This window comes from Agromyces sp. NBRC 114283 (genome assembly GCF_030268405.1).
GTDB classification, from domain to species: Bacteria; Actinomycetota; Actinomycetes; order Actinomycetales; family Microbacteriaceae; genus Agromyces; species Agromyces mediolanus.
The window spans coordinates 1,600,233-1,615,911 of sequence record NZ_BSQP01000001.1 but is presented as its reverse complement, the minus strand read 5'-3'; the positions used below and the strand labels follow the sequence as shown (position 1 = coordinate 1,615,911).

The window sequence follows — 15,679 nt, the reverse complement described above, 5'->3', positions numbered from 1 at the left end:
AGGGCTCACCCCTTCACGGCCCCGCCGAGGAGCCCCGAGACGAACTGACGCTGGAACACCAGGAACAGCACGAGCAACGGAAGCGTCGCGAGCAGCGAGCCGAGCATGAGCCCCGAGTAGTCCACCCGGGACATGCCGATCATCGTGTTGAGCGCCACCGGCACCGTGTAGTTCTCCTCGGTATTCAGCATCAGCAGCGGCCAGATGAACGCGTTCCACTGACTGATGAAGGTGTAGATCACGAGCGCCGCGAGCTGCGGGCGGGCGACGGGCAGCACGATCCGCCAGAAGGTGCGCAGCTCCCCCGCCCCGTCGATCCGGGCCGCCTCGATGAGGGTCACCGGGAAGTCCAGGAACGCCTGCCGCATCAGGAAGATGCCGAAGGCGTTCGCGAGGAACGGCAGGATGACGGCCTGATAGCTGTCGATCCACCCCGCGCTCGCCATCATCTGGAAGAGCGGCACGAGCAGCACCTGCATCGGGATCATCATCGTCACGAGCACGACGCCAAGCAGCACCCCGCGGCCCCGGAAGCGGTAGGTAGCGAGTCCGTAGCCGGCCATCACGCTCACCGCCGCCGAGAACACCGTGTACACGACCGCGATGCCGAAGCTGTTCAGCATCACCCGGCTGAACCCCACCGACTCCTCGAGCCGCGCGAGGTTCACCCAGAGCTGGTCGCCGGGGAGCACCGGCAGCGGCGTGCCGAAGAGCTCCGGCGTCGAGTGCGTCGACGCGATCACCATCCAGAGGAACGGCAGCATCGAGGCGACGCTCGCGACCGCGAGCAGCAGGTAGACGGGCAGGCGCAGGATGCCTCGTCGCAGCGCCGGCCCCGCACCCGCGGGCCGCGGCTCCCGCTCGCCGACGGCGGGGTTCACGGCGGTCAACGCGCTGGTCGCGGTCACGGCTTCTCCCTCATGATGCGGAACTGCACGATCGAGATGATCGCGGTGATGACGACGAGCATCCACGCGATCGCGGAGGCGTAGCCGAAGTCGAACTGCCGGAAGCCGACCTTGTAGAGGTAGAGCACCGGCGTGAGCGTGGCGTCGTTCGGGCCGCCCTCGGTGAGGATCCAGTTCTCGTCGAAGAGCTGCAGCGCGCCGATCGTGCTCGTCACCGTCGTGAAGATCAGCACCGGCCGCAGCTGCGGGATCACGATGCGGGTGAAGATCTGCCAGCGGCCGGCGCCGTCGATGCGGGCGGCCTCGTACAGCTCGCCGGGGATGGCCTGGAGCCCGGCGAGGATGATCACCATGTTGTAGCCCGTCCACCGCCAGGTGATCGCCGCGATGAGCGCGACCCTCGCCCACCACTCGTTGTGCAGCCAGTCGACGGGGGCGATGCCGACGATCCCGATCAGCTGGTTGATCGCCCCGCCGTCGGTCGCGAGCATCACCCGGAACACGACCGCATAGGCGACGAGGGTGGTGACCGCTGGAAGGAAGGTCAGCAGCCGGAACCCCGCGCGGAAGCGCAGCCACGACTGGTTCAGGAGATAGGCGAGCCCGACCGCGAGCGCGATCATGAGCGGCACCTGCACGACGAGGAGGAGGCCGGCGTTCGCGAGGCTCTTCAGGACGAGCGGGTCGTCGAAGAGCCGGGCGTACTGCTCGAGCCCCACCCAGCGCGAGACGCCGCCGGAGGTGGTGAAGAAGCTCTGCCAGAGCGAGGTCGCGAGCGGGTAGGCGAAGAAGATCGCGAGCAGTGCGGCGGCCGGCAGCGCGAACCACATCCCGGGTCGCGCGAGGCGACGGCCGAGCGCGCGCGGCCGCGCCTGGGCGTCCGGACGCGGGGCCCGGATGCCTCGGGCGGGCGCCCCGCGCCGCCCGCCGCCGGTGAGGGTCGGCGTCGCCACGGCTAGCCCGCGATCTCGCGACCGGTCGCGGTGGCGATCTGCTGGGCCGCGTCGTCGAGCGCCTGCTTCGGATCGGCGCCGTTCAGCACGGCCGCGACGACGGCGTTCGCGACGAGGTCGCTCGCCTTCGCGTTGTCGGTGGTGAACACGATCGGCGGGATGTTCGCGGTCTGCTCGGCGAAGAGCTCGTAGACCGGCTGGCCGTCGAAGTACTCCTGCGGCGCGGCGAAGTACTCGGCCTGGAGGGCCGGCAGGTACGAGGGGAACAGCCCCTCGTGCTCCATCATCGAGGCCTGGGTGTCGGCGTCGGCGAGGGCGAACTCGATGAACGCCGCGGCGAGCGCCGGGTTCTTCGCCTGCGCGGGGACGGCGAGGCCGGAGCCGCCGCTGTTCGAGGTGCGCACGCCGCCGGCTTCGAAGGCGGGCAGCTCGGTGACCCCGTACGTGCCGCTCAGCTCGGGGGCGTCGCCCTGGAGCGTGCCGATCCACCAGACCGCCTCGGGCGTGACCGCGGAGTCGCCGTCCTTCGCGCTCGTGACGCGGCCGTCCCAGCCGGTGACGTTCTTCAGCAGGCCCTTCTCGTTGATCGTCTGCAGCAGGGTGAGGGCTTCGACCGCCTCGGGCGAGTTGACCGTGATGTCCCCGTTCTCGTCGAACAGCCCCTGCCCCTGCTGCTGCAGGAGCATCTGGAAGCCGCCGCCGGTCGCGACGTCGAGCGACATGAGCGTGTGCCCGGTCTTCGCCTTGATCTGCTCGCCCGCCGCGACGAGCTCGTCCCAGGTCTCGATCGAGTCGGGGGCGATGCCCGCCTCGGCGAAGTAGTCGCTGCGGTAGAAGAGACCGACCGTGCCGGAGTCCCACGGCGCGACCTTCAGGGCGCCGTCGGCGTCCGACTGCGCTGCCCACTTGAACGGGTCGAAGTCGGCCTCGTCATCGCCGAGCACGGGGGTGAGGTCGACGAGGCCGTTCGGGAACTCGTTCAGGTAGCCGGGCGCCCGGTCGGTCTCGATCGTCACGACGTCGGGCAGGCCGCTGCCGGCCTGCAGCCCCACCGAGAGCTTGTCGTAGGCGTTGTCGTAGCCGACGTCGACCACCGTGATCTTCGTGCCCGGGTGCTCGGCCTCGAACTCGGGCGCGAGCCGCTCGAGCGCGGTCGCCGCGACGTCCCACGACCAGACGGTGATCTCCCCGCCGAGCTTCGCGTCGGGGTCGAGCGCGACGGGCCCGGCGGGCTGACCGCCGCCCATGGCACAGCCGGCGAGCAGGGCGGCGCCGGCGAGCGCGGTCGCGGCGGAGAGGATGCGGGTTCGCTTCATGTGACTTCCTTGTCTCGTGAATTGCATATTGAATACAAATGGTGGGTGCAATGGGCCCCGAGCTCGAGGTTCCGAGCGATGCGCGCGTGGAGGAGATCCACGGCGGAGGCCTCCACGGGCTGTTCGACCCTCCTCCGGCACGAATCTCCTCCGCCGCGCCCGCCCGGTCGCTACGTCGCGGGCGCCGAGAGCTCGACCGCGAGGTCGAGGAAGAGCGCGGCCGACCAGCCGAACGCGGTGGTCGCCGTGCGGGCCTTCCGGCCGGTCTCGGGGTTGAAGTACTCGTGCGGCCCGCCGCCGTGCACGACGAGGGCCGCCGTGCGCTCGGCGAGCTCGCGGGCGAGCTCCGGACGCCCCGAGCGCTGCAGCCCTTCGACGATGAGCCGGTTCGTGTTCACCCAGACGGGCCCGCGCCACATCCGCTCCGGAGAGAAGTCCGGATCGGCGGCCGACACCGTCGGCACCGCCCACGGCGTCGCATAGCGCGCCGGGTCGGCGAGCGCCGCCTCGAGCGCGGCGAGCACGGGGGCGGGCAGCTCGCCCGTGAGCAGCGGCATGAAGCCGACGATCGCGTCGCTCGCGACCCGCTCCCCCGCGGCCCGCGCCGTGAACCGCCCGGATTCCGGCTCCCAGAGCTCGAGCAGCCGGCGCATCGTGGCCGCGGCGCGGTCGCGGTGCGCGGCGGGATCGCCCGCGGCATCCGCGCCGTAGCGCTCGGCGAGCCGGGCGAGCTCGAGGTCCTGCAGCACGAGGTACGCGCCGAGGTCGGGCGCCGTCGTCGGCAGCGGCCCGTCGAAGATCGGGCTGTCGTCGAGCCCCGAGGAGTAGGGGTGCCCGTACTCGGGCATCCCGTCGCCGTCGAGGTCGCTGCCCGCGAACCACCAGTCCTGCGAGCGGCGGATGACCGCGAGCTGCTCGCGCGCCCACTCCGGCCGGTCCTCGGCCTCGAGCACCTTCGCGAGGGCCCAGGCCGCGAGCGGCGGCTTCGTGAGCGGCACGGGCGCGTCCGGGTCGGCGATGTCTGAGCCCGCGCGGCGCAGCCGGTCGCGGTCGGCCTGCGGCAGGTCATCGCTCGTGGCGAGCACGCCCTCCTCGTGCACGACGTCGGGCAGTTGCCCGTCGGCGGCCGGGAAGCGGAAGGCGATCTCGAGCTGCTCGCGCGCGAGCGCCGGGTCGCCGTGCCGCAGGCCGAGCGCGATGAAGTACGCATCCCACTGCCAGACGCCGACGTAGCCGATCTTCGACGGCACGACGCCGCGCGCCGCGCCGAGGCCGGGCAGCTCAACGACGTTCGCGCCGAGCACCCACCAGCAGAACGCCGCCATGGACTGCAGCTCGGGGCGCACGACGGGGCACTTCTCGAACCAGTCGAGCCAGACCGCCTCGCTCTCGGCGAGCTCGGCGCCGTGAGTCGCGGATGCCTCGGCGAGCACGCCGCGGTCCGCGCCGACTGACAGTCGGACCGCGTCGCCCGAGCCCTCGAGCCCGCGCCGCTCGCGCCCGCCGTCGGGCCGCAGCCACTCGAGAAACAGCGGAGCATCGCCCGCCGCACCGGCCGTGAGCGCCGTCGGTCCCGCGAAGCCGAGCGTCGCCGCTCCCCCGCCGAACTCGATCGCGTGCGGCAGCACCCCGGTGACGGGGAGCGGCTCGCCCGAGGCATCCAGCACCCGCAGCTCGTCGAGCACCCGACACTCGTCGAGCCCGCGCTCGTACTCCGAGGTGTGCACCCGGAGCGCGGTCGCCGGCGCGGGCGCGCCGCCCTCGCCGAGAGCGTCCGCCGCGGCCTCGCGGTCGACGCGGAACACGAGCACCCGCGAGCGGGGCAGCGTGAACGGCGCCCGCGCGAGGTCGAGGTGCGCGCCCGCGAGGCCGGCGAGCCGCGCGGCATCCGGCCGTCCGCTCATCGTCCCCCCAGGCCCGACGCGGCCATGCTGTTCAGGATGCGGCGCTGCCCGATGACGAACACGATCAGCATCGGAATCGTCGAGATCGCGCTGGCCGCCATCACGAGGCCGTAATTGATGGAGCCGAACTGCCCCTGGAACGCCGAGAGCAGCAGCGGCACCGTGAAGAGGTCGGGCGTGTTCAGCAGCACGAGCGGGAACAGGAAGGCGTTCCACACGTCGAGCGCCACGATGATGCTGAGCGCCGCGAGCCCCGGCTTCAGGTTCGGCAGGATGATGCTCCAGAAGATCCGCCATCGCCCCGCACCGTCGACGATCGCGGCCTCCTCGAGCTCCTTCGGCAGCGACAGCACGAACTGCCGCATGAGGAACACCGCGAAGGGGTTCGCCAGCAGCCCCGGCACGATCAGTGCCAGGTGCGAATCGACCCAGCCGAGCTGCGTCATGAGCAGGTAGAACGGGATCAGCGTCACCTGCTTCGGGATCATCTGCGTCGCGAGGAACAGGATGAAGAGCACCTTCGCCCCGCGGAAGCGGATCCGGGCGAAGGCGTAGCCCGCCATCGACGCCGTGAGCAGCGTCCCCGCGACCACGAGCGCCGCGATGTAGAGGCTGTTCAGGTATGCCTGGCCGAACGGCACCGCGTTCCACGCATCGGCGTAGTTGTCGAAGGTCCATGGCTGCGGCAGCACCGACAGCGGCTCCTTCAGCAGCTGCGGCAGCGTCTTGAACGAGGTGAGCAGCATCCACAGGAACGGGAACACCATCGCGAGCCCGCCGACGACGAGCAGCGCGTGCAGCAGCGTCTGGCTCAGCCGCCGCTTGCCTTTGCCGGTGCGCGGCGCGCGAGGCCGGTAGCCGGGGGCGCTGAGCGCGATGGTCGAGTCGGTCGGCGGCAGTTGGGTTCCGTCGACGAGGCTGGGGTTCGTGAGACTCATGCGGCGTCGTCCTCGTAGTGCACGAACTTCTTCTGGGCCCCGAACTGGATCGCCGTGATGACGAGGGTCAGCAGGAGCAGGATCACGCTCGCCGCGCTCGACGGGCCGATCTGGAACTTGCCGAAGCCGAGATCGTAGATGTGGTAGACGATCGTGCGCGTCGCGTTGTCGGGCCCGGCGTTCGAGACCAGCACGTAGACCGTGTCGAAGGTCTGCAGCGAGGAGATGAACGCAACGACCGACGAGAAGAACACGATCGGCGAGAGCAGCGGCAGCCGGATGCTGCGGAAGAGCCGCCACGCGCCGGCACCGTCGATGCGGGCCGCCTCGATCACCGAGGGCGAGATGTTCTGCAGCCCGGCGAGGAAGATCACGACGTTCAGGCCGAGCGACGACCAGATCGTCACGATGCAGACGGCGAGGAGGGCGAGCTTCGGGTCGCCCAGCCAGTCCGGCGGGTCGATGCCGAAGACGTTCGCGATCGTCGTGGAGAGCACGCCGTCCGAGCGGAACATCTGCTGCCAGATCATCGCGACCGCGACCGTCGAGGTGACGACCGGGGCGAAGAAGAGCACCAGGTAGAGCGTGCGGGTCTTCAAGCGCTCGAGCGCGACCGCGATGACGACCGCGAGGCCGAGACCGATCGGCACCGTGACGACCGCGATGATCAGCGTGTTCACGATCGAGCGCCAGAGCAGTTCGTCCTGGAACTGGGCGGTGAAGTTCTCGAAGCCGACCCAGCTGAGGTCACTGAGGCCGTCCCAGCTGGCGAAGGCCAGCACGAGGCTCGCAGCGAAGGGCAGCACGACGAAGACGGTCATGCCGAGAAGCTGCGGGCCGATGAAGAGATAGCCCCAGCGGCGGTCGCGTCGGCGCCAGGCCGACTCCTTCCGCGGTGTCGCGGGCGGGGCGGATGCCGCAGGCACTGCCTGCGGCATCCGCTCGCCGGTGGCGAGATCGCTCACGCTACTTCCCCGACTTCTCCACGAGCGCCGCGGCCGCATCGAGCGTCTGCTGCGCGTCCGCCTTGCCCTGGTAGAGCTTCAGGAAATCCTCGCTGATGCCCGTCGAGAGGCCGGGCACGCGCGCCTCGGCGGCGTAGTTGGTGAAGCCGATGTCGCGCATGTCGAGGAACGTCTGCGCGTGGGCCGGGTAGCCGTCCTCGAGCACGACGTCGTCGGCGCCCTTGATCGAGGGCACGGCGTTGCCGCCGCCTTCGAGGCGGAACGTCTGGCCCTCGGCCGAGAGGAACTCGGTCCAGAAGGTGAACGCGGCGTCCTTCGCTTTCGTCTTGCCGTTGATCGCGAGGAAGGACACGGCGACGCCGGTCGGCGCGGCCTGGCCGTCCGGGGTCGGCCAGCGCACGATGTCGTACGCGTCGGGCTCGCCCGCGGTCTGCACGGTGCCGATCGTGTAGCGGCCCTGCACGAAGAAGCCGGCCTTGTGGGTCACGAAGACGCTGTCGGCGCCGGCGCCGTCGGGGAGGGTGTCCGCGACGACGAAGGTGCCGTCCTGGAACTGCGCGCCGAGCTCGCCGATGGCGGCGACGCTCGCCGGGTCGCTGTTCGCGGTGAAGGCGCCCGACTCGTCGTACGGCGCGGGCAGGCCCTGGGAGGAGAGCCAGCTCCAGTGCGTCGCCCAGTAGTTCCAGAACATCGAGCCGGTGAGCCCGGCGTCCTTCAGCTTGGCGTTCATCTCGAGGTACTTCTCGGTCGTCCACTCGCCCTGCTCCGCGAGCGTCGCCGGGTCCTCGGTGATGCCGGCCGCGGCGAGCGCCGTCTTGTCGTACCAGAGCACGTCGGGGTTCGAGTCGTTCGGCGCGCCGTAGTACTCGCCGTCCTGCTCGGCCGCGCCGAAGAGGCCGGGGAAGAAGTCGTCGGGCTTCGTCTGGCTGTCCTTCGACTCCATCAGCTCCTTGAGCGGCATGAGCCGCCCGGAGTCGACGAACTGCCCCATCTTGTCGTCGCCGACGTAGAAGACGTCGGGGGCGGTGTTGCTCGCGAGCTGGGCGAGCAGCTTCGAGTGGTACTCCTCGTAGCTCGCGACCGGCTGGAGCTTCACCGTGATGTCGGGGTGGCGCTTCATGAACTCTTTGTTGAAGTCCTGGTACCGGGTGAGCTCCTCGGCGGTTCCCCAGGTCGACCACACGACGGTGTTCGCGTCTTTCGCACCTCCCCCACCGCTGCACGCCGCCAGGCCGATGGCGAGGGCGCTCGCTGCGCCGATCGCCAACAGCCGCCTCATCTTCGAGTTCGCGCGGGCCATTCCGCTACCTCTTTCGTCATTGCAGGAGGAGCCGGCGACGTACGCCGGTCGGGGGAACTGCTATCTCAGTATTCTGTATACAAAACTCAGCCGCGTCAAGGGTCGTCGTTCCCCGGACACACGAACGCCCCGGGCCAGTGGCCACGGGGCGTTCGGAGAGCGCGGCTCAGACGGCGGCGGGCAGCTTCGCGGCGACGAGCTCGGCGATCTGCACGGCGTTCAGCGCCGCGCCCTTGCGCAGGTTGTCGTTCGAGACGAAGAGCACGAGCCCCTTGCCCTCGGGCGCCGACTGGTCGGCGCGGATCCGGCCGACGTAGCTCGGGTCGCTGCCGGCGGCCTGGAGCGGCGTCGGCACATCGCTGAGCTCGACGCCGGGCGCGGCGGCGAGCAGCTCGGTCGCCCGCTCCGGCGTAAGCTCGTTCGCGAACTCCGCGTGGATCGAGAGCGAGTGCCCGGTGAACACCGGCACGCGCACGCAGGTGCCCGCGACGCGGAGGCCCGGCAGCTCGAGGATCTTGCGGCTCTCGTTGCGCAGCTTCTTCTCCTCGTCGGTCTCGTTGTCGCCGTCGTCGACGATCGAGCCGGCGAGGGGGATCACATCGAAGGCGATCGGCCGGGGGAACTTCGCGGGCTCGGGGAACGACACCGCGTCGCCAGAGTGCACGAGCGAGATGGCGTCCTGCGCGACGACCGCGCGGGCCTGCTCGAGCAACTCCTCGCCGCCGGCGAGCCCGGCGCCCGAGACCGCCTGGTAGGTCGAGATCATGAGCCGCTCGAGGCCGGCCTCCTCGTGCAGCACCTTCAGCACGGGCATCGCGGCCATCGTCGTGCAGTTCGGGTTCGCGATGATGCCCTTGCGCGCCTCATCGATGGCGTGCGGGTTCACCTCGCTCACGACGAGCGGCACGTCGGGGTCCATGCGCCAGCCGCTCGAGTTGTCGATCACGGTGACGCCGGCCGCGGCGAAGCGCGGCGCCTGGGCCTTCGAGAGCGTCGCCCCGGCGGAGAAGATCGCGAGGTCGAGCCCCGTCGGGTCGGCCGTGGAGGCGTCCTCGACGACGATCTGCTCGCCCTTGAACGGCAGGGTCGTGCCCGCCGAGCGCGCGGAGGCGAAGAAGCGGATGCTCGCGACCGGGAAGTCCCGCTCCTCGAGCAGGCGGCGCACGACCGCGCCGACCTGACCGGTGGCGCCGACGACGCCGATGTTCACACCGTTGCTCATGTTGTCCCTCGTATTCGTAGCTCTTCAAGTGTGCCCGACGCGGGGCGGGTGCCGGCCGGAAATCCGCGATCACCGGCGGGATTGGCAGGAACGTCACGCATTCCGGCCGGATGCTTCGGCTGGATGCCCCGGCGCTGCGCCGCGGCATCCGGGCCGTTCGCCGGGATCAGCGACCGGTGCCCGCGTGCACGACGGCGTCCTCGTCGGCGTCGAGGCCGAACGCCGTGTGCACGGCGACGGCGGCCTGATTGACGCTGTCGGCGCGGGTGACGACGGAGATGCGGATCTCGGAGGTGGAGATCATCTCGATGTTGATGCCGGCCTCGTAGAGGGCCTCGAAGAGCTTCGCCGAGACGCCGGAGGCGTTGCGCATCGCGTTGCCGACGATCGAGAGCTTGCCGATCTGGTCGTCGTACTGCAGCGAGCCGAAGCCGATGGCCTCCTGCGCACCGGCGAGCGCGGTGAGCGCCTTCTCGCCGTCGGCCTTCGGCAGCGTGAAGGAGATGTCGGTCTTGCCGGTCGCGGCGGCCGAGACGTTCTGCACGATGACGTCGACGTTCGCGTTCGTGGCGGCGACGATCTTGAAGATCTTGGCGGCGACGCCCGGCTTGTCGGGAACCCCGACGACCGTGATCTTGGCCTCGGAGAGGTCGACGGCGACGCCGGCGATGACGGATTCTTCCACTTCGGCTCCTTCGGGGGCGCGCGAGGGGTCGTAGACGACGGTCCCCTCGGTGTTGTTGAACGACGAGCGCACGTGCAGGGTCACGCCGTGGCGGCGCGCGTACTCGACGGCGCGGATGTGCAGCACCTTGGCGCCGGAGGCGGCGAGTTCGAGCATCTCCTCGCTCGTGACTCGGCCGAGCTTGTGCGCGCGCTTCACGACGCGCGGGTCGGCGGTGAAGACGCCGTCGACGTCGGTGTAGATCTCGCAGACGTCCGCCTCGAGCGCGGCCGCGAGGGCGACCGCGGTGGTGTCGCTGCCGCCGCGGCCGAGCGTGGTGATGTCGCGCGACTCGCGGCTGAAGCCCTGGAAGCCGGCGACGATGACGATCGCGCCGTCGTCGAGCGCTTCGCGCAGGCGCACGGGGGTGACGTCGACGATGCGGGCGGCGCCGTGCGTGGCATCCGTGATCATGCCGGCCTGGCTGCCGGTGAAGCTGCGCGCGTCGTGGCCCATGCTCTTGATGGCCATCGCGAGGAGGGCCATCGAGATGCGCTCGCCCGCCGAGAGGAGCATGTCGAGCTCGCGGGGGGCCTGGATCGGCGTGACCTCGTTCGCGAGGTCGAGCAGCTCGTCGGTGCTGTCGCCCATGGCGGAGACGGCGACGACCACGTCGTTGCCCGCCTTGCGCGTCTCCACGATGCGCTTTGCGACCCGCTTGATGCTCTCGGCGTCGGCGACGGACGACCCGCCGAACTTCTGCACGATCAAGCTCACGTGGCCTCCCGGGGTTCTGGGCGCGCGCGGGCCGACGGGCCCGTCGTCGGAAGTCTTCATCATACGGCTGGCGGCATTCCCCGATCGCCATGTGACATCGCCGCCGGACGGCGGGCCCACGTGGGTGTTCGTGGCTGCGTCAGGCTTCGTGCGGGCGGGCCAGGTACCACTCGGTGAACTCCGCGGCCCGTCCGTCGTCGGCGAAGCGGATGACCCAGAGGTTCAGGTAGTCGCGCTCCGCGGGGTACTCGGTGCGGCCCTGCACGAACGCGATGTCCGGCCCTTCGTGCACCACCCACCAGTCGAACGACCACTCCCCCGGCGCGTCGGCGTCCTCGAGCCAGCCCGCGACGATCGCCTCGCGGCCGCGCCTCGGTTCCGCATCGGGCGCCGTCAGGTACACCGCGTCGTCGCTGAACAAGCTGCCGATCTCGGCCGCGTCGTTTCCCCGCCAGGCGCGCAGGTACCCCGCCATCCAGTCCGCCAGCCGCTCGCTCGGCGCGACTCGCCGCGCATCCGCCTGACCGCTCATCGTCGTTCCTCCCTCGCGGCGGGCGGCAGGCCCGCGCGGCGTTCGCGCCCTTCCTACGCCCGCCGCCCGCCCGCGTCAACCGCTCGTCGCACCCTGTCGCGCGGACGCGCGCGGCGCTAGCATCGCCCCATGCCGGAGCTGCGCGAGTGGACCGAGTTCAATGTCGCGATGGTCGGGGCGACCGCGGCGCTCGCCGGCCTGCTCATCGTGGCGATGTCGGTGAACATCGCCCGGATCACCGGCGAGTCCTCACTCACCGCGCGCATCGCCGGCAGCCTCGCGACGCTCGTGCTGGCGATCGTCACCACGGGACTCGCGATCGCCCCGACGCAGCCCGCCCGGCTCTTCGGGGTCGAGGTGCTGCTGGCCGCGCTCGCGGCGACCGCGTTCCAGGTGCACGCCGTGCGGAGCGTCTTCGCGGATCGCGCGCAGAGCCCGACATTCGGCGTCCGATTCGGGAAGTCGATCGCGGGAGTGCTGCCGCTCCTCGCCTACCTGGCGGGGGCGCTCCTCCTCGTGATCGCGGGCGAAGCCGGCGGGGGCGCGGGCCTGTGGCTGCTCGCGGCGGGCACGCTGCTCGCGATCGCCGCGTCGATCGTGCATGCCTGGGTCGTGCTCGTCGAGGTGCTGCGCTGATCGCTCCGCGCGGCACTGCGCTCGGCCTCTCGGCTCAGCCGACGACGCGGCGGCCCTCGAAGGCACGACCGAGGGTGACCTCGTCGGCGTACTCCAAGTCGCCGCCGACGGGGAGCCCGGAGGCGAGCCGGGTGACCCGGATCTCGAGGGTCGTGAGCAGGCGGCTGAGGTAGGTCGCGGTCGCCTCGCCCTCGAGGTTCGGGTCGGTCGCAATGATGACCTCGCGCACGGTGCCGTCGGCGAGGCGCTGCATGAGCTGCCGGATGCGCAGCTCATCTGGGCCGATGCCGTCGATCGGGCTGATCGCGCCGCCGAGCACGTGGTACAGCCCGCGGAACTCCCGGGTGCGCTCGATCGCGACGACGTCCTTGGCCTCTTCGACGACGCAGATCAGGCTGGGGTCGCGCCGCGGATCGCGGCAGATCGAGCAGGTGGCCTGCTCGGACACGTTGCCGCAGATGTCGCAGAAGCGCACCTTGTCGCGCACCTCGAGCAGCACCTCGGCGAGCCGGGTGACGTCGAAGTGCTCGGTCTGCACGATGTGGAACGCGATGCGCTGCGCCGACTTCGGCCCGATGCCGGGCAGACGGCCGAGCTCGTCGATCAGTTCTTGGACGATGCCTTCGTACACGGGCTAGCCACGCTCCCCGTAGCCGCCGCGCCCAGGGGGCGGCGGTGCCTCGACCTCTTCGAGGAAGGTCGCCCCGAGCACCTCGCGGACGACGGCCTCGCCGTAGCGCTGGAAGCCGCCGGACGAGCCGCCGGCACGGCCGCCGCGCTGCGCGGCGGGCGGTCGCTGGGCGGCGGGTGCGCGCGGCGTTTCGGCTTCGCGCTGCGCGGGTGCGCTCGACGCGGCCGCCGACTGGGTCGCCGCGCGCTGCGGAGCCGCCTCGTCCGGTGCGGATGCCTCGCGCACCGGGGTCGCGTCGAGCTCGGGCTCGGGACCCGGGTCGAACGGCGGCTCGTGGTCTTCCGGCGGCGCGTCGGCGTCGTCGGGGGCCGGGGGCTCGTCGTCGCGCGTCGACGCCGGTGCTGCGGCCGGCCGCGCCGGCGCGGGCGGGAGCGACGCGGCGACGGCGCCGATCGGTGCGGGCTCGACGACCGCGGGCTCTTCGCGCGGGATCGCCACCGTCGCCCACGAGTCGACGGGGCCTGAGTCGAGGGGCGCGGTGCCGACGGACGCTGCGCCTGAGCCGGCGGCGACGTCGCCGCCGAATGCCGGGCGTGCGGCCGACTTCGGCGCAGGTGCGGCGACGGTCGTGGACGTCGCGGACAGCGAGGACGAGGCCGGCTGCCGTGCGCCGTCGGCCGGGTCGGGCCGCCCGCCTGCCGCCGGAGCCGCCGCGGGCGCGGGCTCGGCGGGCGCCGGTTCGCCCGCGAACGCGGCCTCGGGCTTCGCGATGTACTTCACGCGGACGCCGAGCACGTGCTCGATGGCCTCGCGCAGCAGCTCGGCGACGCTCTGCCCGGGCGGGCCGCCGCGGAAGCCCTCGACGTCTTGCACGCTCGGGAACGAAAGCACGAGCACGTCGCCGTCGCGGTAGTCGCGCACCTTCGCGGTGAACGCGACCATCCACGCGGTGCGCTTGCGGCTCTGCAGCACGGACAGCACCTCGGGCCAGGCGTCGCGGAACTGCGGCAGCGAGATCGGGCCGCTCGGCTTCGGTGCCGGTGCCGACGCCACGGGTGCCGCGGCCTGCACAGCGGCAGGGCGTTCGGCCGCGGCCGGCGGCTCGGAGTTCGCCGGCGCGGGCGAGGAGCGTGCGGGCGGAACGGACTCCGCAACCGGTTCGGGCTTCGGCTCTGCAGCGGGAGCGGCAGCAGCTTCGGGAGCAGGAGCAGGAGTGGCCGGAGTCGGGGCGGCAGGAGCGGCGGCCTGCCGAACTGCGGCAGCCGGCGCGGTGGGCGCGGGCGCGGCAGGCGCGGCGCCGCTCGCCGCCGGCGGCACGAGCACCCGGGCGAGCATGAGTTCGAGGTGCAGCCTGGGCGAGGTGGCCCCGGTCATCTCGGTGAGCGTCTGGTTGACGAGGTCGGCGACGCGCGAGAGTTCGGCCGGGCCGAAGGCACGGGCCTGCACCGCCATGCGCGCGAGCTCGTCGTCGGGCACCCCGCGGAGCACCGCGGCGGCGGCCTCGGGCGACGACGCCGCGACCACGATGAGATCGCGCAGGCGTTCGAGCAGGTCTTCGACGAAGCGCCGCGGGTCCTGCCCGGTCTGAACGACCCGGTCGGCCGCGGCGAACGCGCCCGCGGAGTCGCGGGCGCCGATCGCGTCGATGACCTCGTCGAGCAGCGCGCCGTGCGTGTAGCCGAGCAGCGCGACGGCGCGCTCGTAGTCGATGGTGGAGCCCTCGGACCCGGCGATGAGCTGGTCGAGGAGCGAGAGAGTGTCGCGCGGAGAACCGCCGCCGGCCCGCACGACGAGGGCGAGCACGCCGGGCTCGACCTGGATGCCCTCTTCGGCGCAGAGCTGCTGCACGTACTCGAGCATGGGCGCGGGCGGCACGAGGCGGAACGGGTAATGGTGCGTCCGCGAGCGGATGGTGCCGAGCACCTTCTCGGGCTCGGTCGTCGCGAAGACGAACTTCACGTGCTCGGGCGGCTCTTCGACAATCTTCAGCAGCGCGTTGAAGCCGCCGGAGGTCACCATGTGCGCCTCGTCGATGATGAAGATCTTGAAGCGGTCGCGCGCCGGGGCGAAGATGGCGCGTTCGCGGAGGTCGCGGGCGTCGTCGACGCCGCCGTGGCTGGCCGCGTCGATCTCGACGACGTCGAGCGAGCCGCCGCCGCCGCGGGCGAGCTCGACGCAGCTCGGGCAGACCCCGCACGGTGAGTCGGTCGGGCCTTCGGCGCAGTTCAGGCAGCGGGCGAGGATTCGGGCCGACGTCGTCTTGCCGCAGCCGCGCGGGCCGCTGAACAGATAGGCGTGGTTCACCCGGTCGGTGCGCAGCGCCGTCATCAACGGCTCGGTGACCTGCGATTGGCCGATCATCTCGGCGAAGGTCTCGGGCCGGTAGCGGCGATAGAGGGCGGTGACCACCACACAATCGTAGCCACCCCCGCCGACACGCCTCCCGCATCGAGGCATCCGGCGGGCGTACCATGCCAGGACGCCGGATGCCATCGCCGGACCGGCGGAGAGGGGCGACGATGACCAGGCACTTCAGCGACTCCCGGATGGCGAAGTTCGAGGAGGCGCTCCGGGCCGAACGCGCCGAGGCCGAAGCACGCCTCGCGGAGCATCGGGAGGGCATCGCCGAGGTGCGCAGCGCCCGGTCGGATGCCTCGGCCGACGACGAGCACGACCCGGAGGGCCCGACCATGACGCAGGAGTGGTCGCAGCGCACGGCGGTCCTGGCCGACGCCGAGCTCGAGCTCGCCGAGGTCGATCGCGCGCTCGCCCGGCTGGCCGACGGCAGCTACGGGGTGTGCACGAACTGCGGCAAGCCGATCTCGGTCGCGCGCCTCGAGGCGCGCCCCACGGCGACGCTCTGCATCGACTGCGCCCGCCTCGCCGGCTGACGGCCGACCGCGCGACCGCCCCTGGCCCTGGCCCGCAGCGCA

At 71.6% G+C, this 15,679-nt stretch carries 14 protein-coding genes; 2 read left to right on the top strand and 12 right to left on the bottom strand.

What is annotated here, in order from left to right:
* Positions 1-5 precede the first annotated feature (5 nt).
* The 10 genes from QSJ60_RS07880 to QSJ60_RS07835 all read right to left on the bottom strand — a co-directional run bounded on the left by QSJ60_RS07880 (position 6) and on the right by QSJ60_RS07835 (position 11,479).
* A complete protein-coding gene (locus tag QSJ60_RS07880; protein WP_230767580.1) occupies positions 6-908 on the bottom strand; it encodes a carbohydrate ABC transporter permease in 903 nt (300 codons plus the stop codon).
* A complete protein-coding gene (locus QSJ60_RS07875; protein ID WP_285463217.1) occupies positions 905-1,861 on the bottom strand; it encodes a carbohydrate ABC transporter permease in 957 nt (318 codons plus the stop codon). The genes QSJ60_RS07880 and QSJ60_RS07875 overlap by 4 nt, the downstream gene beginning before the upstream one ends.
* Before the next feature lie 2 nt (positions 1,862-1,863).
* Positions 1,864-3,177: an ABC transporter substrate-binding protein gene (locus tag QSJ60_RS07870; protein WP_285463216.1), complete on the bottom strand. Its 1,314-nt coding sequence runs from the start codon at positions 3,175-3,177 to the stop codon at positions 1,864-1,866.
* A 170-nt stretch (positions 3,178-3,347) separates the two neighbouring features.
* On the bottom strand, positions 3,348-5,081 hold the full coding sequence (locus tag QSJ60_RS07865) for an amylo-alpha-1,6-glucosidase (protein WP_285463215.1): 1,734 nt from the start codon (positions 5,079-5,081) through the stop codon (positions 3,348-3,350).
* On the bottom strand, positions 5,078-6,019 hold the full coding sequence (locus QSJ60_RS07860; protein ID WP_230767575.1) for a carbohydrate ABC transporter permease: 942 nt from the start codon (positions 6,017-6,019) through the stop codon (positions 5,078-5,080). Before QSJ60_RS07860 ends, QSJ60_RS07865 begins: the two co-directional genes overlap by 4 nt.
* On the bottom strand, positions 6,016-6,984 hold the full coding sequence (locus QSJ60_RS07855; RefSeq protein WP_285463214.1) for a carbohydrate ABC transporter permease: 969 nt from the start codon (positions 6,982-6,984) through the stop codon (positions 6,016-6,018). The genes QSJ60_RS07860 and QSJ60_RS07855 overlap by 4 nt, the downstream gene beginning before the upstream one ends.
* Position 6,985: 1 nt before the next feature.
* Entirely contained in the window at positions 6,986-8,251 is a 1,266-nt protein-coding gene (locus QSJ60_RS07850) for an ABC transporter substrate-binding protein (RefSeq protein ID WP_285463213.1), read from the bottom strand.
* A gap of 199 nt (positions 8,252-8,450) precedes the next feature.
* A complete protein-coding gene (locus QSJ60_RS07845; RefSeq protein WP_285463212.1) occupies positions 8,451-9,506 on the bottom strand; it encodes an aspartate-semialdehyde dehydrogenase in 1,056 nt (351 codons plus the stop codon).
* A 166-nt stretch (positions 9,507-9,672) separates the two neighbouring features.
* Entirely contained in the window at positions 9,673-10,947 is a 1,275-nt protein-coding gene (locus tag QSJ60_RS07840) for an aspartate kinase (protein ID WP_230767561.1), read from the bottom strand.
* Between the two features lie 139 nt (positions 10,948-11,086).
* A complete protein-coding gene (locus QSJ60_RS07835) occupies positions 11,087-11,479 on the bottom strand; it encodes a nuclear transport factor 2 family protein (protein ID WP_285463211.1) in 393 nt (130 codons plus the stop codon).
* 129 nt (positions 11,480-11,608) lie between these two features.
* On the opposite strand from QSJ60_RS07835, the gene QSJ60_RS07830 reads away from it, so the two are divergent.
* Complete coding sequence (locus QSJ60_RS07830; RefSeq protein ID WP_285463210.1) at positions 11,609-12,115, top strand: hypothetical protein; 507 nt, start codon at positions 11,609-11,611, stop codon at positions 12,113-12,115.
* Positions 12,116-12,149: 34 nt separating this feature from the next.
* On the opposite strand, the gene recR is transcribed toward QSJ60_RS07830, so the two are convergent.
* Both recR and QSJ60_RS07820 read right to left on the bottom strand, forming a co-directional pair.
* Positions 12,150-12,746 carry a recombination mediator RecR gene (gene recR / locus QSJ60_RS07825; protein WP_230767555.1) on the bottom strand — a complete coding sequence of 199 codons (597 nt, stop codon included), beginning with the start codon at positions 12,744-12,746 and terminating at the stop codon, positions 12,150-12,152.
* A gap of 3 nt (positions 12,747-12,749) precedes the next feature.
* On the bottom strand, positions 12,750-15,155 hold the full coding sequence (locus QSJ60_RS07820; RefSeq protein ID WP_285463209.1) for a DNA polymerase III subunit gamma and tau: 2,406 nt from the start codon (positions 15,153-15,155) through the stop codon (positions 12,750-12,752).
* A 110-nt stretch (positions 15,156-15,265) separates the two neighbouring features.
* Here QSJ60_RS07820 and QSJ60_RS07815 point away from each other — a divergent pair, with 110 nt between their 5' ends.
* A complete protein-coding gene (locus tag QSJ60_RS07815) occupies positions 15,266-15,637 on the top strand; it encodes a TraR/DksA family transcriptional regulator (RefSeq protein ID WP_189084397.1) in 372 nt (123 codons plus the stop codon).
* Positions 15,638-15,679 lie beyond the last annotated feature (42 nt).